Below are 19914 nucleotides of genomic sequence, written 5' to 3'. Positions count from 1 at the left end.
AGGCTTACAGGCGCATGCGCCCGATGCCGGGATCGGTGCGGCTGGCCCGCCCGGTCTCGAGATGGCCGGCCAGACGCTGAATGAAACTGGGATCATCGGCGTGGGTGAGGGTGAGATCGTACCAGTGATCGCTGCCGCGCAGGTCCCAGATGGCCTGCACGGTGCGGTCGGCTTTCAAGGCGATGGCCTGACGCGCCTCGCCGTCGGACAGGGGATAGGCCTCATCCATCTGGGCGATCACGGCGCCGGCCCGGCTGCTCTTCAGCTTAACGAGCAGGCGCGAGCGCGCGTCGGGCAGGACCTTGATCGTGGGCTGCGCCTTCGACGCGTCGCCCACGAAGCGACGGTAGAAGCCGTTGGGTCCGTGGACGGTCAAGTCATAGGGACCAGGCGCCTGGCCCGCGCGGTTCCAATGGCCTGCGGCGTAGGCCTGGCCGGCCGCGAGGGTGAAGCGCCACGGGCCGCCGCGGTCGGTGTTGTCGAACACCTGGAACACCGCGCCCGCGCGGCCGGCGTTGACTAGATCGATCCAGACCTTGCCGTCCTTCACGCGCAAGTCGGCCGCCAGGAGGTAGGGCAGGGCGCGGGCCACCCGCTGCGGGCCGTCCTGCGGCGAGGCCGTCTGCGCCGCTGGGATGCGCAGGCTGGGCGCGGCCTTGGAGCGCGCCACGCGCTGCATGTAGTCCGCTGTCGCCGGCAGGGTCAGGGCCGCCCAGTCCTGGTTCGGCGCGGCGAAGTCGAAGGCCGAGGTCAGGTCGCCGCAGACGGTCCGGCGCCAATCGCTGATGTTCTCCTCGCGCACCCCGAAGCGGCGCTCCAGGAACCGCAGGGTCGAGGTGTGGTCGAACACCTCCGAGCAGACAAAGCCGCCGCGCGTCCACGGCGAGACGATGATGGCCGGCACGCGGATGCCCAGGCCCAGGGGGTGAGCGCCCTTGTTCTCGACGTCGGCCTGGCCGTAGTCCTTGCTCTCGCCAGCGACGGACACCGAGCTCCAACCCTGTTCGGCGGTCAGCGGCGGCATCGGCGGCTGCATGTGGTCGTAGAAGCCGCCCGCCTCGTCGTAGTTGATGATGAAGACGGTCTTGGCGAACACCTCGGGGTGGTCGACCAGCGCCTTGACCAGCTCGGCGCAGACGTGCTCGCCCTTCGAGGGCTCGGCCTGAGGGTGTTCGGACAAATCCGCGGCGGTGACGATCCACGAAACCTGAGGCAGGCGATCGGCGGCGACATCGGCGCGGAACGCCTCGACCAGCTGCTGGCCGTCCGAACGCGTGCGGTCGGCGCCGGTCTTGTGCTCCGACACCCATGAGCGCGCGCGCTCATAGAGCGGCGAGTCCTTGGGGCACGGCCGGAACGGCTTGAACACGGACAGGATGTTGTCGCCGAAGTTGTCGTACTCCTGATAGACCTTCCAGCTGATCCCGGCCGCCTGCAGCCGCTCCGCATAGGTCGTCCAGTCATAGGAACCCTTGGCCATGGGCTTGTCCGTGGCCATGTCGGCGCTGGGGGTCTCGTCCTCGCCGTAGTTGCTCATCTCCGGATCGCCGCCGACCTTCCCGCCGCCGTTGCAGCCCGTCCAGAGATGCAGGCGATTGGGATAGGTCTGGGTCAGGGTCGAACAGTGATAGGCGTCGCAGACGGTGAAGGCGCTAGCCAGCGCGTGATAGAAGGGCAGGTCGGAGGCCTTGTAGTAGACCATCCGCTTGTGCAGCTCGCCGCTATGCCCCCACTGATCGTAACGCCCGCCATTGACGATGGTGATCGCGGCTTGGTGGCCCTGGTCCGAGCCGTCGACCGTATAGGCGTTGGTGGCCGAGGCGTCGCCATGGAACGGCGCGACGAAGCCGTCCGCGTGCTCACGGCTCGGCTGACGCCAGACCGACGCTCCGCCTGGCAGGCGCTGCGGCCGAGGGTCGCCAAAACCCCGAACTCCATTCAGCGTCCCGAAGTAGTGATCGAACGCTCGGTTCTCCTGCATGAAGATCACGACGTGCTCGACGTCCATGATCGTGCCGGTCCGGTGGCGCGCGGGGATCTCCAGGGCGCGGGCGATGGTCGCCGGGAGCAGGCCCGTGGCGGCGCCGGCCGCGGCGGCGCGCAGAAACGAGCGTCGATCGGCGGCCATGATCCATCTCCCACAATCCGATTTGGTATAGACCAGATTGACGCGAAGGTTTCGTGACATTTTGGGGCGGCGGGCGTTCGACCCGATCGGGTTCCTTGACCCAGGGATGCCCCCCTTCCATCCTTAAGGGCGGCGGGATTCGACCGCTGGCTAGGTCGTTCGATGCAACAGCCCGAAAGTCTTCAGTATCTCGGCGTGCGTGACGACATCGCCGCCCGCATCACGGCCGGCGAATTCAAGCCCGGCGAGCGGCTGCCTTCCGAGCGTCAGCTGCAGATCGGCGGAGGCGTGGCGCGCGGCACCGTGCGAGAAGCGCTTTTCCAGCTCGAGGCCGAAGGGATCATCTACCGGAAGGACCGTAGCGGCTGGTACGTTTCGCCGCCCCCCGTGGTCTATGACCCAACACGCTGGGAGGGCTTCATGTCCTACGTCGAGGCGCAGGGGCGACGGCCCGAAACCGAAACGCTGAGTAAGGTCGAGATCACCTGCGACGGCATACTGGCCCAGATCTTCTCGCGCCCGATCGGCGCGCCGATGTACTGGATCCGCCGACGCCGCTCGATCGACGGCCGCGCCGTGCTGATCGAGAGCATCATCGTCGATGGCGCTCGCGCGCCTGGCCTGATCGAGCACGACCTGAACGGTTCGCTGACCAGCGTGCTGAAGACGGTCTATGGCATCGGCGTGGCGCGCAACAAGGTCGATATGCGGCCCTGCGCTCTGACGCGCGACGAGGCCGAGGCGCTGCGGGTGAAATCGGGCCTGCCGGGCCTCAGCCTGGTGCGGACCTGCTACGACGCTCAAGGCAATGTGGTCGAATTCGATCGCGAATACTGGCGCCATGACGCCCTGACCGTCAGCGTGGATATTCGGGTGCGCTAGGGCAGGGCGCCGTCATCGAGCCGACACGTACGTGGTCTAGACCAAGCCAGTTTATCGAAGGGCGTATCCATGACATTCGGTCCCCGGCGCTGGCTTGAGCGCGCCAATCCGCTGGCCTTCGCGCTTTTCGCGGGGCTGGCTGGGTTCTGCGCCTATTTCTCGATGTACGCCTTCCGCAAGCCGTTCGCCGCAGCGACCTTCGGCGCCGTTGATGGCTGGAGTTTCGCGATCGACTACAAGATCGCCCTCGTGCTGGCTCAGGTGCTGGGCTACGCCCTGTCCAAGTTCATCGGCGTCAAGGTGATCTCGGAGATCGCGCCGGCGCGTCGAGGCGGAGCGATCCTCGGCTTGATCGGCGCTTCGTGGCTAGCGCTCTTGGCCTTCGCCCTGGTTCCGGCGCCCTGGAACGTCGCGGCCCTGTTCCTCAACGGCCTGCCGCTGGGCATGATCTGGGGCCTGGTGTTCGGTTACATGGAAGGGCGGCGGACGTCCGAGGTTCTGGGCGCCATTCTTTGCGCCAGCTTCATCCTCTCCTCGGGCGTCGTGAAGTCGGTCGGCAAATGGCTGATGAGCGACTTCCACGTCTCGCCGTTCTGGATGCCGGCCGCCACCGGCGCGGTGTTCATGCCGTTGCTGTTTGTGTCGGTGTGGGCGCTGACCCAGCTGCCGCCGCCGAACGCCGCTGACGAGGCCGCTCGAGTGCGCCGCCAGCCGATGGACGGCGCCCAGCGCCGGGCGTTCCTGGCGACCTATGCGCCAGGCATCGTGCTGCTAGTGCTTTCATATGTTCTGCTGACCGCGCTGCGCGACTTCCGGGACAACTTCGCCGCCGAGATCTGGACCGCCCTGGGCTTTGGCAAGGCCTCGGACGTCTTCACCGCCAGTGAGTTGCCCGTCGCCGTCATCGCCCTGGGCGTCCTGGGCGCGGTGATGCTGGTGAAGGACAATCTGCGCGCGCTGCTCGTGATGCATGGCGTGATCTTCACGGGCTTCGTCCTGCTCGGCGTCTCGACCCTGGCCTTCCAGGCGCACATGCTGTCGCCGCTCACCTGGATGATCCTGACGGGCGCGGGCGTCTATCTGGCCTATACGCCGTTCAACGCGATGCTGTTCGACCGCATGGTCGCCTTCAGCGGCCAGGTCGGAACGGCGGGCTTTCTGATCTATGTCGCCGATGCGTCGGGCTATCTGGGCAGCGTCGCGCTGCTGATCTGGCGCAACTTCGCCATGGTCGACCTCGACTGGCTGCACTTCTTCGTGGCCAGCATCTATGCGACTAGCCTTTTTGGCGCGGCCTGCACCGTTCTGGCCGGCCTCTACTTCGTCGCTCGCTCTCGGCGTCCCAGAGAGTTGGCGTCAAGCAATCTCGCTTGAGACCGGAGCGATGGATGGACGCCTGTCCTGGCTCTTTAAGCCGCGACTGTCGGCCTGAGCGATATCAGCCAAAGACCTGACTCCGGCGGCATGCGCATTTGGGAGTATGGCTAGCAGCCCTTCGCCAGATGCACGCCCCGGAGGAAACCGCGGCGGGCCAAGCCTGCGTCAACCAAGTTGTTGAGGTGGCGATCGGCGGGAGCTGCGCCGGAGATTTCACGCACGAGGCCGCGGAAGGGGATCAGGCTGTTGACCACCATCTTCCCGCCGGCTTCCGCCATCTTGCCGTCGCGGCTTTCATTGTTCGCACCCTCGGAGTCGAGATCAGGGCCGAGCGCTCCATTCAGAGCGACGATCTCGGTCTCGAGCGCCGCGCAGGTGTCCGACGTCTTCAGGCTGTACGGGGCGTCGTACGCCTTCTGCAGGATCGGGGGAATCTCGCGCTTTGCCATGCCAAAGTCGCGGGCAGGCTGAGCGCCGATGTCCATGGCCTTGTCGCGCGCGTCGCGCAGGCCATTGCGCTCTGGCTTTCCTGGCGTCTTTGGCGCGTCCACCGACTGCGCTTTGACTTGCGCCAGGGCGGGCTCGGATAGGAGCATCGTGGCGACGATCGCCGAGACAAAGGTGGCTTGTCTAGAAAGCACTGTGTTCGTCCTGGGTTGAGCGGGTTGTTCCAAGGATCAGCGCGAGGCGCGAACCTCGGGTGCGAAGCTCTTATCGCCCCCCGCCGTTGCGACGGAGTGGAGGTTATGTGGAGGGCTTGTGGAGAGCCTCGGCCCCGTCGGCGCGACGAAGGCCAAGTCGAGCTTTACGGCTCCGCGAGCCATGGCGCGACTCTGAAGCGACGTCATCATCGTGATGTCATCGACCGACCTTCGCGAGCAGGTGCTGGAGCGTGCGCGTCATGTGTTTCTCGACCGCGCTGCGTGAGATTCCGAGTTGCTCGGCCGTCTGAGCGTGGGTGAGGCCATCGATCTTATGCAGCCAGAAGACTTGCCGCGTTCTTGGGGGCAGCTCCGCGAGCGCCTGGGTCAATCGCTCAAGCCGCAGGCGAGCGTCCACAGCGGCCTCGGCGTCCGGCGCATCCGCGATGTCGGCGCCGTCCACGGTCGTGTGGCTTACGCTCCGCCAATCAGCGTCGCGGGCCTCGGAGCGTCGCCGAGCGCGGAGCCGGTCCAGTAGTAGGTTCGAGGCCAGTCGGTAGAGATAGGCGGACGGGTTCTCGATGGCGGCGCCATCCACCCGCTGAACCTTCAGGAAGAGATCCTGCATCAGGTCCTCAACGTCCGGGGCCGCGCGGGTCCGGACAGAAAAGAAGCGGCGCATGTCCTCACGCCGCGCGATGTAGGCGAGGACCAGCGAAGGCGTTGGTTGGGTGTGTGGATCGTCGTTCACGAGATTTCGCGCTAGGCGGTTCGCGGGATCGCTACGTCGGCTCCGAACCGCCGCCCAGCGCGGCGTAGAGCGCGACCATGGCCGTGAGCTGGTCGCGCCTCAGCGACAGCAGCGCCTGACGCGCCGCGTAGTCGGCGCGCTGGGCGTCGAGCAGCTCAAGGCGGCCGTCCAGCCCGGCGCGATAGCGCAGCCCCGAAAGGCGCAGACGCCGGGCGGCGGCCTCGGCCACGCCCTCCTGGACATGGACCTGGTTGGCGAAGGTGGCCTGGGCCGCGAGGCCGTCGGCCACCTCCCGGAAAGCGATTTGGATCTGCTTTTCGTAGGTCGTCACGGCGAGCGATTTGCGCACCTCGGTCAAGGCGACGGCGCCCCGCAGCTGTCCGCTCCGGAAGATCGGCTGGGTGATCTGCGGGGCAAACGACCAGGCGCGGCTTCCGCGATCGAACAGCGCGCCGAGATCCGCGCTGGCGCCCCCGAGCGCGCCTGTCAGCGAGATCCGGGGCAGCAGGGCCGCGCGCGCGGCGCCGATATCGGCATTGGCGGCTCGAAGCATGTGCTCGGCCTGGGCGATATCGGGTCGACGGACCAGCAGTTCGGCGGGAAGACCCGGCTCCAGTTGGGTTGGGAGCGGCTGATCGGCCAGACGAATGGGCGGCGGCAGCGAATCCGGCTCCGTGGCGCCGACCACGAGCTCAAGAGCATTGCGGGCCCGGGCGAGCGCGCGGCGACCGGCCTCGCGATCGGCTTCCGCTTGGCGTACGAGGCCCTCGGCCTGGGCGACGTCGAGGCCGCTGGCTTGCGAGGCCGACTTGAGCCGTTGGGCGATGTCGAGCGATGAGCGCCAGTCCGCCAGAGTGGCTTCGGTCAGCGTCAACTGCTCCTCGGCCAGCCGCTCGTCGAGATAGGCCGTCGCGACGGCCGAGATGACGGCGATCCGCGCGGCGCGCGCGCCCGTCTCGCTGGCGAGATAGCGCTCGGAGGCGGCGCTGGATTGAGCCCGGAGGCGTCCGAACAGGTCCAGCTCGAAGGCCGTCAGTCCAAGGTTGGCCGCATAGGCGTCCGACCGGCCTTGAGACGGTGAGCGCTCTTGGGTTCTGGACAGATTGGCGTCGAGGCTCGGGCCCAGGGCGCCGCGAGCGACGCCGCGTTCGGTGCGGGCGGCCTCGACGTTCAGCAGAGCGGCGCGGAGGTCCCGGCTCTGGTCCAGGGCTTGACTGATCAGGGCCTGAAGCCTCGGATCGCCATAGACCTGCTTCCAGGCCAACGATCTCGCCGCAGGCATGTCCGTCGCCACGCCGCCCTCGATGATGGGATAGGCCGCGGGAACTGGCGCCGCGGGGAACTCCAGGCGAGGCGTGACGGAGCAGGCGCAAAGCAGCGCGGCGCTGCAAAGGATCAGAGCGCGCATGGATCAGGGCTCCGACGGAGCGGCTTTGTGTCGTCCGGTTAGGCGCTCAGCGGCGCCGACGACCACGACGAAGAAGACGGGAACCAGGATGATCGTCAGCAAGGTGCCGGTGATCATTCCACCAAATACGCCGGTGCCGATGGCGTGCTGGGTTTCGGCGCTGGCGCCCGAGGCGATGACCAGGGGGACGACGCCCAGCGCGAAGGCGAGGCTGGTCATCAGGATCGGTCTCAGGCGGAGCTTGGCGGCATGGATGGCGGCCTCGGTGAGCCCCATGCCCTCAGCGCGGCTGGCCCTGGCGAACTCGACGATCAGGATGGCGTTCTTGGCCGATAGGCCGATGATGGTGATCAGCCCGACCTTGAAGAAGACGTCGTTGGGCAGGCCTCGCAGGAGCACCGCGGCCAGGGCGCCGATCAGGCCCAGCGGGATGGCCAGCATCACCGACAGCGGGATCGACCAGCTTTCATAGAGCGCCGCCAGGACCAGGAAGACGACCAGCATCGACAGGGCGAGCAGGGCGGGGGCCTGGGCGCCCGCCAATTTCTCCTGCAGCGACTGCCCGGTCCAGGCGACCGCGTAGCCCCTGGGCAGTTGGGCGGCCAGTCGCTCCATCTCGGCTATGGCCTGGCCGCTTGAGACGCCGGGCGCGGCCGATCCGGTCAGGCGGACCGACGGGTAGCCGTTGAAGCGCGTCATCTGGGCCGGCGCCTTTGTCCAGACCGGCGTCACCACCTCGGACAGTGCGACCATCCCGCCGGACTCGTTGCGGACGTAGAGCTTCAGCACGTCGCCGAGCTGCATTCGGAACGGCGCGTCGGCCTGGACGATCACCTGCTGCAGGCGGCCGGCGTTGACGAAGTCGTTGACGTAGCTTGAGCCCAGGGCGCTCGACAGGGTGTCGCCGATCGCGGCGAAGGAAACGCCCAGGGCCTGGGCCTTCTGCCGGTCGATATCCAGCCGGACCGTCGAGCCGGGCGGAAGGCCGTCGGGATAGACGCCCGTCACCAGTTTGCTCTGAGCCGCGAGTTCGAGCAGGCGCGTCTGAGCTTTGATCAGGGCCTCGGGTCCGCGGTTGGCGTGGTCCTGGAGCGCCAGGGTGAAGCCGGACGAGTTGCCGAGTTCGTCGATCGACGGCGGCATCACCGACATGATCTCGCCTTCGCGCTGGACCTTCATGGCCTCGGTCGCGGCCTCAACCTCGCCGACGCTGGTGGCTCCGTCGCGCTTGTTCCAGTCCTTGAGCATGGTGAAGATCAGCGCGGTGTTGGGGCCTTGGCCCGAGAAGCTGAAGCCGGTGACGGCCTGGGTCGTCTCGATGGCCGGGCGCGTGCGGGCGTAGTGCTCGAAGCGCGCGACGGCCTCGCTGGTGCGCTGGGCCGTGGCGTCGGCCGGCAGCTGGAAGGAAGTCATGAAGTAGCCCTGGTCCTCCTCGGGCAGGAAAGCCGACGGCAGCACCAGAAGCGCGCCCGCCGTGACGGCGGCGACGACGCCGAACGCGGCCATTGCGCGTCCGCCGCGGCGCAAAACCTTGCCCAGCAGGCGCTCGTAGCCCTGGGTCAGCCGATCGAAGCGCTGGTCGAACCAGGCGAAGAAGCCTTTCTTCGGCGCGTGGCCGTCGATCGGCTTGAGCAAGGTCGCGCACAGGGCCGGGGTCAGAGACAGCGCCAGGAAAGCCGAGAACAGGATCGACACGGCCATCGACAGGGTGAACTGGCGATAGATCGCGCCCACCGAACCGTCGGCCAGAGCCATCGGGATGAACACGGCCGCCAGCACGGCGGTGATGCCGATGATCGCGCCCGTCATCTCCGACATGACCTTGCGCGTGGCGTCCTTGGGCGAGAGGCCTTCGGTCGCCATGATCCGCTCGACCGCCTCGACCACGACGATGGCGTCGTCGACGATGATGCCGATCGCCAGCACCATGCCGAACATCGTCAGCACATTGATCGAAAAGCCCGCCGCCAGCATCACGGTGAACGTCCCCAACAGGGCGATCGGCGCGACAATGGCCGGGATCAGCGTGTAGCGGACCTTCTGCAGGAACAGGAACATCACCAGGAACACCAGCGCCATGGCCTCGACCAGGGTCTGGACGACCTTCTCGATCGAGACGCGGACGAACGGGGCGGTGTTGAACGGGATGGCCAGCCGCATGCCGGGCGGCGCGGATTTCTGTAGCTCGTCGAGCCGGGCCTGGATCGCCGCCGCGGTGCGCACGGCGTTGCCGCCGGGCGAAAGCTGAACGCCGAGCGCCGTCGCGGGCTGGCCGTTCTCGCGCGTGGCGAAGTTGAAGTTGGCCGAGTTCAGCTCGATACGGGCGACGTCGCCCAGAGTGACCCGCGAGCCGGAGGTGTTGGCGCGCAGCACGATGGCCTTGAACTGCTCGACGGTCTGCAATTGGCCGTCGGCGGTCAGCGGCACCGTCACGCGCTGGTCCTTGACCGTGGGCTCGCCCCCCAGGGCGCCAGGCGCCAGTTGCTGGTTCTGGGCCGCGATCGCCGCCGTGACATCGCTCAGCGCGAGATTGAAGCCCGTCAGCTTGTTCGGATCGACCCAGATCCGCATGGCGCGCTCGGATCCGAACATCTGAACTCTGCCGACGCCCGGCACGCGCTTCAGCTCATCGGCGATGTTGCGAGCCATGTAGTCGCTGAGCGCCACCTCGTCGTCACGCCCGTCGACACTGCGCAGGCTGACCATCATCAGGAAGTTGGACGCGGCGCTTTCAACGCCGACGCCGGTCTGGCGCACGGCCTGAGGCAGGCGCGGCTCGATCGTCTTCAGACGGTTCTGGACGTCGACCTGGGCCAACTCCGGGTTCGTGCCCGGCTTGAAGGTCGCCGTGATCGAGGCCGAGCCTGACGTGTCGGTCGAGGACTCGAAATAGAGCAGGTTCTTGACGCTGGAGAGCTCGCGCTCGATCAAGCCAACGACCGAGTCATTCATGGCCTGAGGCGTGGCCCCGGGATAGCTGGCGTAGATGCTGACCGTCGGCGGCGCCACGACCGGGTAGCGCGCCACGGGCAGGCGAGGGATCGCCATCAGGCCGGCCATCACGATCGCGATCGCGATGACCCAGGCGAAGATCGGCCGCTCGATGAAGAACTTCGGCATGGGACTAGCGCGCCCCCATCTGGAACGGAACGGTCTTGACCTGAGCGCCAGCCGCGACGCGGTCCTGCCCCTCGACGATGACGCGTTCGCCGGCCTTTAGACCTCGGGTCACCACATAGCGGCCGCCCACGACGTCACCGACCTCGACGGCGCGGGTCTCGACCAAGCCCTTGGCGTTCACCAGGCTGACGATCGGCTTGCCGCCGCTATCGCGAAGCACCGCCTGCTGAGGCGCCAGGACCGCGCCGTCGATCGGCCCGCGCGGTAGGCGGGCGCGGACGAACATGCCCGGCAGGAGCGCGCGATCGGGATTGTCGATCTGGACGCGCGCGATCGCGTCGCCGGTGGCGGGATCCACCGTGACGCCAGAGAACAGGATTTTGCCCTTGCGCGGATAGGGCGCGCCGGACGCCGACAGGATCTCCACTTCACGGCCCGCGCCGCCCCTCGCCATCGCGCGCAGCGCTTCGAGACGCGCCGAAGGCTGACGGACGTCGACATAGACCTGGTCGATCTGCTGAACGGTGGCCATCGGACCCGCGCCGCCGGCGGCGACCAGGGCGCCTTCCGTGACCTGAGCCTCCCCGATCCGCCCGCTGATCGGCGCCCTCACGGTCGCGAAGCTGAGCTCGACGCCGCGCCGACGCAGGGTCGCGCGCGCCTCGGCGAGGTCAGCCTCAGCCTGGGCCCTGGCCGACACGGCGTCGTCATAGCTCTGGCGGCTGATGGCGTCGGCCTCGACCAGAGGCGCGAGACGCGAGACCTGGGCCCTGGCGCGGTCGGCGACCGCGATCGCGCGCTGGAGCGCGGCCTGGGCGCCGGCGGCTTCCGCCTGATAGGGGGCGGGATCGATCTGGAACAACGGCTGGCCCGCTCGGACCTCGCTTCCCTGCTCGAAGAACCGTCGCGTCACGACGCCGGACACCTGCGGGCGGATTTCGGCGGTGCGGAAGGCGACCACCCGGCCTGGAAGATCATCCATCGGGGTGACGGTCGCGACTTGCGCGGTCGCCACGGCGACTTCGGTGGGGGAGGGCGACGCGGCGACCTCAGCCCGGCCGCAGGCGGCCAGCGTCGACGCGCCCAGCATGAGGACGATGGCGAGGCGAAGGTTACGGCGGTCCATCAAAGAGACAGGCTCCCAAGGCGCGCCTTCGGAGGCGCCGCGAGCCTATGCCCGAGTGCGGTTGCGTGACCGTGGAGGCAATGTTGCGACTTCGTGGAGGGGTTCTGGCGCCGCCGCCGGAAGGGTGGTTAGTGCTCTAACCATCCGCTCGCGGCCGCATTGGAGATCCCGTGAACGCCCTGGTTCTGATCGTTGAAGACGAGCGCGAGATCGCGGAGATTCTCGTCGGCTATCTGGAGCGCGAGGGATTCAGGACCGTCACGGCGCGCGATGGCCAGACGGCGGTCGAACTGCACCAGGCGCTCCGCCCCGATATCGTCCTGCTCGACGTCGGGCTGCCCAAGTTGGACGGCTGGGAGGTCCTGGCGCAGCTCCGCCGGCGCGGCTCGACGCCGGTGATCATGCTGACGGCGCTGGACCAGGATATCGACAAGCTGCAGGCGCTTCGGATCGGGGCGGACGACTATGTCGTCAAGCCTTTCAATCCGTTGGAGGTGGCCGCCCGCGCCAAGGCGGTGCTGCGCCGCGCCTTAGGCAGGGACGCGGCCTCGGTGGCCCGAGCGGGACCGCTGGATGTCGACCCCGTCAATCACACCGCGACGGTGAACGCGCCGGAGGGGGCGCGCCGGCTCACCTTGACCCTGACGGAGTTCCGCCTGTTGCTGCACATGGCCCAGGCGCCGATGCGTCTCTATACGCGCGCTGAGCTGTTGGACGCCTGCCTGTCAGGTGGAGACGCGCTGGAGCGGACCGTCGACAGCCATCTGAGCAAACTGCGCAAGAAGCTCGAGGCGGCCGGCGCGCCAGGCATGCTCTCCAATGTCCGAGGCCTGGGTTATCGCCTCCTGGGGGACCAATGAAAGCGCAGAGCCTATCGCAACGCCTCAACCTAGCGGTCGTCGGCATTACCTTGGCGACCTTGATCCTCAGCCTGATCTTCGTCGCCTTCGCTTACGGGTTGCTCTTTCAGTTCGCCCCCAAGCTCTTGTCCGCCGAGGACGCGATCCTGCCGGCTCCCATCGAATGGGGGATGTACTCGGTCTGCATCGTGCTGGGCAGTATCGCCGCCAGCGTGGTGGCGACGCGGGTCGCGCGAAGGATGGTAGAGCCGCTGGAGACCCTGGCCGAGGCCGCGCGCCAGATCGCTGGCGGCGATCTTTCGGCCAGAGCAGCTTTGACGACCCCGGCGCCCACGGAAGCCAGCCAGATGATCGCCGACTTCAACGCCATGGCGGATCGGCTTGAGAAGGCCGTCGACGACATCGTCACCTGGAACAGCCTGATCGCCCATGAACTGCGGACGCCGGTCACGATCCTCAAGGGGCGGCTGCAGGGTCTCGCCGAGGGCGTCTTCCTGCCCGAGCCGGCGCTCTTGCTATCCCTGCATCAGCAGGCGGACGCTCTGGCGCGGCTTGTCGAGGATCTGAGAGTCGTCAGTCTGCTCGATAGTGGTCGGCTGCAGCTGCGGACTGTCGAAATCGACCTGGCGTCCGAGATCGAGGGGCTTGCGCGTCTGGTCGAGCGCGACCTCGACAAGGCGGGCTTTGGCCTGCGCATGACCCTTACGAGCGGTCGCTGCGTCGCCGATCCCGTCCGCTTGCGGCAGGCGGTGCTGGCCCTTGTCGACAACGCGCTGAAATATGCGGAGCCGTGCGTCCTTGAGGTGGCCACGCGCGTCTCGGACGCCGACGTCGCCATCAGCGTCATCGACGCAGGACCAGGGATGCCGGAGAGCCTCACTGCACGAGCTTTCGAGCCGTTCCGACGTGGAGACGACGTCGACATGAAGTCCGGCTCGGGCCTCGGGCTAGCCGTCGTGCGCGGCATCGCCGAGGCCCATGGGGGGCACGTGAGCTACGAGCGCCGCGATGGTCGTTCAGCCTTCACCATCACGCTGCCGAGGACGTGTTAACGGGGGAATTCGCGATGATCCTGATCAGTTGCACGTATCACCTGCCGCGCCGCCGGCCGTGGGCCGTGCGGCCGAGGAGGCGGGGGCCAGATACCAGGAACTGATCGAGCTGGTGTCGATCGAAAACGCGCTGTCGATGCTGGCGCGGCCGTTCACCCAACACGACCTGGATGACCCATTCCGGCCGGAAGCCGCCGAATTCGGGGCCAACTCCAGCCGGAGCGCGGTCAACCGGATTATCGAGGCCGTGGCGGTAGGAGTGCTCCAGCGCCATTAATTGCGGTCGCTGACGCGAGGCACAATCTACGACTAGCGAGGCACACTCATCGTCTAAGATATATTATCAGAAATAATAGGCCCATAGCGGCAGCTGAGGCTTGACGCCAGGCCGGCGAGCTACAAAACACGTCTCACTACAGCGTTTCGCTGGGCGGTCGATGTTTCGCGCCAGGAGCCGCGCGGTTTGGGAGACGAGCGAGATTGGCGAAGAATTCTGGAGCCATTCGCGGTCCCACCATCATCGACGTCGCGGCTCAAGCCGGCGTGTCGCCCATGACGGTCTCGCGCGTGATCAACGACCGTCCGGGCGTTGGTCCCGAGACCCGCCAGGCGGTCAATGAAGCCATTCGCGCACTGGGCTACACGCCGAACGTCGCGGCGCGCAGCCTTGTAACTTCGACCGAGCTGCGGATCGGCGTCGTCTATTCCAATCCCAGCGCCGCCTTTATGAGCGACTTCCTGACCGGCGTCTTCGAGGAAGCCTCCATCCGCGGCGCCCGCCTTATCCTTCTCAAGGGCGGCGAAGGCGGTCGGCCGCCCAGCGTCGCGGAACTGAAGGCGCTGGTGGCGTCCGGCATACGCGGCGTGATCCTGGCTCCGCCGCTGGGCGAGTCGCCTGTCGTCCTGCGCGCGCTCAGCAAGGCCGGCCTGCCGATGGCCGCCGTGGGCGCCTATGACGTCGAAGACGCGATCTGCGTGCGGATCGACGATCGCCGCGCCGCCTACGAGATGACCCGCGAACTGATCTCCCTGGGGCATCGCCATCTGGGCTTCATCCTGGGCAATCCCGATCAGGCGGCCAGCGGCCAGCGCCTAGCGGGCTTCCAGGACGCCGTGCGCGAGACCCCGGGCGTGACAACCGTGATCGCCCAAGGCGATTTCAGCTTCGCTTCAGGCCTGGGCGCCGCCGAGCAGCTGCTGGAAGCGACACCGCCGCCGACGGCGATCTTCGCTAGCAATGATGACATGGCCGCGGCGGCCGTTTCCGTCGCGCATCGTCGCCATCTGGACGTGCCGCGCGAACTGACCGTGGTGGGCTTCGACGATACGCCGGCCGCCGTCACCCTCTGGCCGCCGCTGACCACGGTCCATCAGCCGGTCCGCAAACTGGCCGCCGAAGCGCTAGGCCTGCTGACGGCCGAGATCGCCCGGACCTCGCCGGACAGCCCGGCGCGGCGCGAACACGTCCTCGAACACGAGATCGTCGCGCGTCAGTCCACGGCGCCCCTTTCGCTCGGCTGAATCGACGACCTAGGCCCCCTACGCTCACCCCAGCAACCATTATGTCGGAGTATTGACTCCCAAAACGCATCGGAATACCACCGGTATGGTAACGTTACCGTTCCTCGTTGAAGGGGGCTCGGCGACGTGAAAAACGCGCGAGCGCAACGACGTCGCGCGCCTTGGGAGGGAAACCGAAAATGCGTGCCACAGGCATGAACCATACGCGTGCGCCGCTGCCTTCGGCGCGGGCCGAGACTGACAATTTTGCGACTGACGGATCGTCGCCAAAGCTACGGAGGCTGGCGCTGATGTCGGCCGGCGCCGCGGCGCTGATGTCGATGCTGGTCGCCGGGCCGGCCCTAGCGCAATCGACGCCGAAGCCCCCCTCCTCCGCCGGCGACGACGCCACCGTCAGCGAGATCGTCGTGACGGGCACCCGGATCCAGACCACGGGCTTCACCGCGCCGACTCCGACCAGTGTGATCGGCGAGGCCCAGATCCAGAACAACGCCCAGGCGAACATCTTCGCCACCATCGTACAGCTGCCTTCGCTGCAGGGCTCCAGCGGCTCGACCACCAACACCTTCAGCACCTCGAGCGGCCAGCAGGGCCTGTCCTCATTCTCGCTGAGAGGCCTGGGCACGATCCGAACCCTGACGCTGCTGGACGGCCAGCGGGTGGTCGGCGCCTACTACACCGGCGTCACCGACGTCAGTCTGTTCCCGCAACTGCTGGTCAAGCGCGTCGACGTCGTGAATGGCGGCGCCTCGGCCTCGTACGGTTCGGACGCCGTCGGCGGGGTGGTCAACTTCATTACCGACACGCGCTTCGAGGGTCTGAAGGGCAACATCCAAGCGGGCGTCACCACCTATGGCGACAACGAACAAGGCCTGATCCAGCTGGCCGGCGGCCGCAGCTTCCTGAACGATCGGCTGCACGTCGTGGCCAGCGGCGAATACGCCAAGGAGCAGGGCGTCGGCCCCGGCGATTTCGGCCTCGACCTGGCGGGCGATCGCGACTGGTTCATCCAGACGACGATGATCAACCGCAACGTCACCAACGACGGCTCGCCGCAATATGTGATGCGCGCCTACGCCCAGCCCTACAACTACACCAAGTACGGTCTGATCACGAACGGTCCGCTGCAGGGCATCGCCTTCGACCAGAACGGCAATCCGTTCCAGTTCCAGTACGGCTCGAACGGCGCGCCGGCCAAGAACGCCGCAGGCACGGTCAACGGCTGCTATCCGGGCTTCTGCGTCGGCGGCGACCTGTCGGGCAATGTCGACACCGGCCGCACCCTGCAGTCGGCGATCGAGCGCCGCATCGCCTATGGCCGGGTCGGCTACGACTTCGCCGAGAACAACGAGATCTACGCCGCCATCAACCTGGGCCAGGTCAAGACCCACAACCAACCGGTCAATGGCGAGAACCGTCCAGGCCTGACCCTGCAGTGCTCGAACCCGTTCGTGCCCGCGTCGGTGCAATCAGCCTGCGCCGCGGCTGGCGTGACCAGCTTCCAGTTCGGCACCAGCAACGCCGTCCTGCCCAACACCATTGTCCACACCGATCGCCGCCAGGAGCGCCTGGTGGTCGGCGCGAAGGGCCGCTTCGACTTCCTTGGCTCGCCTTGGGCCTATGACGCCTATTACGAGCACGGCGTGAATCGAACGAAGGTCGATGTCGATCACATCATCCTGAACCCGCGCTTCAACCAGGCGATCCAGGCCACGGTGGTCAACGGCGCGATCGTCTGCGCCGATCCGGTGGCGCGCGCCGCCGGCTGCCAGCCGCTGAACATCATCGGCGGCAAGCCCCCCTCGGCGGCCGCCCTCGCCTACGTTCAGCCTGAGAACGGCCCCTTCCAGCGCCTGCGCATGACCCAGGACGTGGCCAGCGCCAACTTCTCGGGCACGCCTCTGAACCTCTGGGCTGGCCCCCTGTCCGTGGCGTTCGGCGCCGAGTACCGCCGGGAGTACTATACCGTTCGCGCCGACGCCTACGGCGCTGGCGTCGCGGAAAAGAGCCCGAACACCGGCGCATATCCGGCCGATCCGGTGCTCTCGACGCTGGGCAACAACTGGTACGCCGGCAACTACAAGAACGGCGGCGGCAAGTATGACGTGAAGGAAGCGTTCCTAGAACTGGACCTGCCGCTGTTCGACAACGACAAGGCCGGCCGCGCCAATATCAACGGCGCTGCTCGCGTCACGGACTACAGCACCTCGGGCACCATCTGGACCTGGAAGGTTGGCGGCTCCTGGGCCACGCCGATCGACGGCCTGCGCCTGCGCGGGGTCACCTCGCGCGACGTCCGCGCGCCCAACCTGTCGGAGCTGTTCGCCGCGCCGGTCACGACCACCCTGCCCAACTTCCTCGACCCGACGCGCAACGTCACGGTCGTGGCGATCCAGAGCGTCGTCGGCAACCCGAACCTGACCCCCGAGATCGCGCGCAACACCGAACTGGGCGTCGTGCTGTCCAACCCGTCGTGGCTGCCGGGCTTCAGCGCCTCGTTCGACTATTACAAGATCAAGATGCGCGACGTGGTCTCGAGCCTGGGGGCGGCGCAGATCGTCGACTACTGCTATCGCAACATCCTGCCGCAGACCTGCGGGACCTATAATCTGAACAACCAGAACGGCCCGAACTACATCAACGTCCAGTCGTTCAACCTGGCCTCGATCAAGACCTCAGGCTTCGACATCGAGGCCAGCTATCGCTGGCAACGCCCCTTGGGCCTAGACGGTTCGCTGACCTTCCGGGCGCTCGCCACCCACATCCGTGAGTACCTGACCGATACGGGCCTGCCAGGAACGATCCCGACCGATTCCGCCGGCGTGAACACCGGCGCGACCCCGCACTGGAAGTGGCTGGCGATCCAGAGCTACGAGAACGAGCGCTTCACCCTCACCTTGCAGGAGCGCTGGTTCAGCAACGGCAACTACGGCAACCAGTACGTTGTCTGCGCCCCCGGCTCTTGCCCGGTGTCGACGGCGAACGCGCCGACGATCGACCAGAACTTCATGCCCGGCGCCTTCTATGTGGACGTCGGCGGCTCGTACAATATCCGCGAAGGCGTGGTCGGTTACGTCAAGGTCGACAACCTGTTCGATCGCGATCCGGCCAAGTCGCCCTCCTACGCCAATCCGGCCCTCTACGACATCATCGGCCGGACCTACCGCGCGGGCGTCCGCTTCAAGTTCTGATCGGCAAGTCGGCGTGGCGTCATGCGGCGCCGCGCCGACACTTTCGGTTGCAGGCGTACGGGCCGATCAACTTGACCCGTCTATTTGTCTGACTATTATCCGACGCGCGCTCGTCGCGCATCAAACAATCCGAGCGCCGCTGACAACTGGCGCCGTCGCGAGAAGGCGATCTCGATCGCCCGCGTCCTGGGAGAAGACATGTTCCGATTTGCCCGTCCGCTGGCCCTCTCCGTCTTCGCCCTGTTGTTGGCCGCGCCGGCGCTGGCCCAGACCAAGGCCGACGCGCCGATCCCGCTGCGGATCGAGACGGGGTCGCCCGGCCCCAAGATCGACCGGAACATCTTCGGCCAGTTCGCCGAGCACCTGGGGACGGGCGTCTACGGCGGCGTCTGGGTCGGCAAGGACTCGCCGATCCCCAATGTTCGCGGCGTCCGCACGGATGTCGTCGAGGCGCTCCGCGCCATCAAGGTGCCGAATGTGCGCTGGCCCGGCGGCTGCTTCGCCGACGAATATCACTGGCGCCATGGGATCGGCCCGGCCGAAGCCCGGCGCAAGACGATCAATTCCAATTGGGGCGGCGCGGTCGAGCCCAACACCTTCGGCACGGACGAGTTCATGGACTTCGTCAGCCAGATCGGCAGCGAGGCCTATATCTCGGTCAATGTCGGCTCGGGCACGGTGCAGGAAGCCGCCGAGTGGGTCGAATACATGACCGCCGATCCGGCCACGACCGCCGGCAAGGAGCGCGCCGCCAACGGCCACGTCGCGCCCTACAAGGTCAAGTTCCTCGGCATCGGCAACGAGAGCTGGAGCTGTGGCGGGGCGATGCGCCCCGAGTACTATGCCGACGAGATGAAGCGCTACGCCCGCTTCGTCCGGAACTACAATCCCAAACAGACCGGCGCCGAGGCGATGCAGCGGATCGCCGTGGGTCCAAACCAGGCGGATCCCGCCTATACCGAGGCGGTGATGGCGGCCCAAAAGTCGCATGACTGGGCCTGGAACATCGAGGGCCTGTCCCTGCACTCCTATACGACCGGCGGCTGGCCGCCATCCTATTCCAGCACCAAGTTCGACGAGACGGCCTACGCCAAGCTCCTGAAGGAGACGCTGGGCATGGACGACCTGATCGCCAAGCACGCAGCGATCATGGACAAGTACGATCCCGAGAAGAAGGTCACCCTGGCCGTCGACGAATGGGGCGTCTGGCTGGCGCCGCTGGAGGGGACCAACCCTGGCTTCCTGGTCCAGCAGAACTCGCTGCGCGACGCGATCGTCGCGGCCCTGAACCTGAACATCTTCGCCCGCCACGCCGATCGCGTGCGGATGACCAACATCGCCCAGATGGTCAACGTCCTGCAGGCGATGATCCTGACGGACAAGGACAAGATGGTCCTGACTCCGACCTATCACGTCTACAAGATGTACGTGCCTTTCCAGGACGCGACCTTGGTCCCGGTCAGCCTGGACAAGGGCGTCTACACGCAAGGCGACGTCACCCTGCCCCGCGTCGACGCCATCGCCGCGCGCGATGCGCAGGGCAAGCTATGGCTGGCCGTCACCAATCTTGATCCGTCGCGACCGGCGAAGATTTCCGCCAATGTCGCGGGCGCCAAGAGCGCTTCCGCCAAGGGACAGGTGCTGACCGCGGCGCGCGTTGACGCGATCAACACGTTCGAAGCGCCGGGCGTCGTTGTTCCAAAGCCCTATTCCGCGAAAGCCGGCGCCAAGGGGCTTGATCTCGATATCCCGGCCAAGTCCGTGGTGGTCGTCCAGCTCGAGCCGTAAGGGGCCTGACAACTTGCCAAGGCTTGCTCGGTTGCGCTTATAGAACCTCGAACGCCGCCAGGAGTCTGA

At 67.0% G+C, this 19914-nt stretch carries 14 protein-coding genes; 8 read left to right on the top strand and 6 right to left on the bottom strand.

Annotated features, from left to right (window positions below; genetic code table 11):
- Positions 1–4 precede the first annotated feature (4 nt).
- Positions 5–2128: a phosphocholine-specific phospholipase C gene (locus tag CSW60_RS01510; protein ID WP_099535539.1), complete on the bottom strand. Its 2124-nt coding sequence runs from the start codon at positions 2126–2128 to the stop codon at positions 5–7.
- 162 nt (positions 2129–2290) lie between these two features.
- On the opposite strand from CSW60_RS01510, the gene CSW60_RS01505 reads away from it, so the two are divergent.
- Both CSW60_RS01505 and CSW60_RS01500 read left to right on the top strand, forming a co-directional pair.
- A complete protein-coding gene (locus tag CSW60_RS01505; RefSeq protein WP_066681072.1) occupies positions 2291–3010 on the top strand; it encodes a UTRA domain-containing protein in 720 nt (239 codons plus the stop codon).
- A 69-nt stretch (positions 3011–3079) separates the two neighbouring features.
- Entirely contained in the window at positions 3080–4384 is a 1305-nt protein-coding gene (locus CSW60_RS01500; RefSeq protein WP_099535537.1) for a DUF5690 family protein, read from the top strand.
- A 110-nt stretch (positions 4385–4494) separates the two neighbouring features.
- Here CSW60_RS01500 and CSW60_RS01495 read toward each other — a convergent pair whose 3' ends face one another.
- From CSW60_RS01495 to CSW60_RS01475, 5 genes are all read right to left on the bottom strand, one after another.
- Positions 4495–5028, bottom strand: coding sequence for a hypothetical protein (locus CSW60_RS01495; protein ID WP_236634197.1), 534 nt, complete (start codon positions 5026–5028; stop codon positions 4495–4497).
- 217 nt (positions 5029–5245) lie between these two features.
- A complete protein-coding gene (locus CSW60_RS01490; RefSeq protein WP_236634196.1) occupies positions 5246–5779 on the bottom strand; it encodes an RNA polymerase sigma factor in 534 nt (177 codons plus the stop codon).
- Positions 5780–5810: 31 nt separating this feature from the next.
- Entirely contained in the window at positions 5811–7187 is a 1377-nt protein-coding gene (locus CSW60_RS01485; protein ID WP_099535533.1) for an efflux transporter outer membrane subunit, read from the bottom strand.
- Positions 7188–7190: 3 nt separating this feature from the next.
- Positions 7191–10307 (bottom strand): multidrug efflux RND transporter permease subunit, encoded by a 3117-nt coding sequence (locus CSW60_RS01480; RefSeq protein WP_099535531.1) that lies wholly within the window; start codon positions 10305–10307, stop codon positions 7191–7193.
- 4 nt (positions 10308–10311) lie between these two features.
- Positions 10312–11433: an efflux RND transporter periplasmic adaptor subunit gene (locus tag CSW60_RS01475; protein WP_099535529.1), complete on the bottom strand. Its 1122-nt coding sequence runs from the start codon at positions 11431–11433 to the stop codon at positions 10312–10314.
- Positions 11434–11603: 170 nt separating this feature from the next.
- Between CSW60_RS01475 and CSW60_RS01470 the strand changes: the two genes are divergently transcribed.
- The 6 genes from CSW60_RS01470 (at position 11604) to CSW60_RS01445 (ending at position 19845) form a co-directional block, all read left to right on the top strand.
- Entirely contained in the window at positions 11604–12293 is a 690-nt protein-coding gene (locus CSW60_RS01470) for a response regulator (RefSeq protein ID WP_099535527.1), read from the top strand.
- Positions 12290–13345 carry a HAMP domain-containing sensor histidine kinase gene (locus CSW60_RS01465; RefSeq protein ID WP_099535525.1) on the top strand — a complete coding sequence of 352 codons (1056 nt, stop codon included), beginning with the start codon at positions 12290–12292 and terminating at the stop codon, positions 13343–13345. The genes CSW60_RS01470 and CSW60_RS01465 overlap by 4 nt, the downstream gene beginning before the upstream one ends.
- Entirely contained in the window at positions 13302–13622 is a 321-nt protein-coding gene (locus CSW60_RS01460) for a hypothetical protein (RefSeq protein WP_236634272.1), read from the top strand. The genes CSW60_RS01465 and CSW60_RS01460 overlap by 44 nt, the downstream gene beginning before the upstream one ends.
- Before the next feature lie 203 nt (positions 13623–13825).
- On the top strand, positions 13826–14866 hold the full coding sequence (locus tag CSW60_RS01455) for a LacI family DNA-binding transcriptional regulator (protein WP_099535523.1): 1041 nt from the start codon (positions 13826–13828) through the stop codon (positions 14864–14866).
- Between the two features lie 290 nt (positions 14867–15156).
- Positions 15157–18057 (top strand): TonB-dependent siderophore receptor, encoded by a 2901-nt coding sequence (locus CSW60_RS01450; protein ID WP_236634195.1) that lies wholly within the window; start codon positions 15157–15159, stop codon positions 18055–18057.
- 198 nt (positions 18058–18255) lie between these two features.
- Positions 18256–19845 (top strand): alpha-N-arabinofuranosidase, encoded by a 1590-nt coding sequence (locus CSW60_RS01445; protein WP_099537515.1) that lies wholly within the window; start codon positions 18256–18258, stop codon positions 19843–19845.
- Positions 19846–19914: the final 69 nt, after the last annotated feature.

The sequence above is a fragment of the Caulobacter sp. X genome (assembly GCF_002742635.1).
In the GTDB taxonomy this organism is placed as follows: Bacteria; Pseudomonadota; Alphaproteobacteria; order Caulobacterales; family Caulobacteraceae; genus Caulobacter.
Note: the sequence above shows the minus strand (reverse complement) of the source record. Positions and strands in the feature narration are given on the sequence as shown.

What these genes read in the sequence shown, in the direction of transcription:
- CSW60_RS01510 (WP_099535539.1), bottom strand. Translation starts at nt 2,128, where the DNA reads ATGGCCGCCGATCGACGCTCGTTTCTGCGCGCCGCCGCGGCCGGCGCC.
- CSW60_RS01505 (WP_066681072.1), top strand. Translation starts at nt 2,291, where the DNA reads ATGCAACAGCCCGAAAGTCTTCAGTATCTCGGCGTGCGTGACGACATC.
- CSW60_RS01500 (WP_099535537.1), top strand. Translation starts at nt 3,080, where the DNA reads ATGACATTCGGTCCCCGGCGCTGGCTTGAGCGCGCCAATCCGCTGGCC.
- CSW60_RS01485 (WP_099535533.1), bottom strand. Translation starts at nt 7,187, where the DNA reads ATGCGCGCTCTGATCCTTTGCAGCGCCGCGCTGCTTTGCGCCTGCTCC.
- CSW60_RS01480 (WP_099535531.1), bottom strand. Translation starts at nt 10,307, where the DNA reads ATGCCGAAGTTCTTCATCGAGCGGCCGATCTTCGCCTGGGTCATCGCG.
- CSW60_RS01475 (WP_099535529.1), bottom strand. Translation starts at nt 11,433, where the DNA reads ATGGACCGCCGTAACCTTCGCCTCGCCATCGTCCTCATGCTGGGCGCG.
- CSW60_RS01465 (WP_099535525.1), top strand. Translation starts at nt 12,290, where the DNA reads ATGAAAGCGCAGAGCCTATCGCAACGCCTCAACCTAGCGGTCGTCGGC.
- CSW60_RS01460 (WP_236634272.1), top strand. Translation starts at nt 13,302, where the DNA reads ATGGTCGTTCAGCCTTCACCATCACGCTGCCGAGGACGTGTTAACGGG.
- CSW60_RS01450 (WP_236634195.1), top strand. Translation starts at nt 15,157, where the DNA reads ATGTCGGCCGGCGCCGCGGCGCTGATGTCGATGCTGGTCGCCGGGCCG.
- CSW60_RS01445 (WP_099537515.1), top strand. Translation starts at nt 18,256, where the DNA reads ATGTTCCGATTTGCCCGTCCGCTGGCCCTCTCCGTCTTCGCCCTGTTG.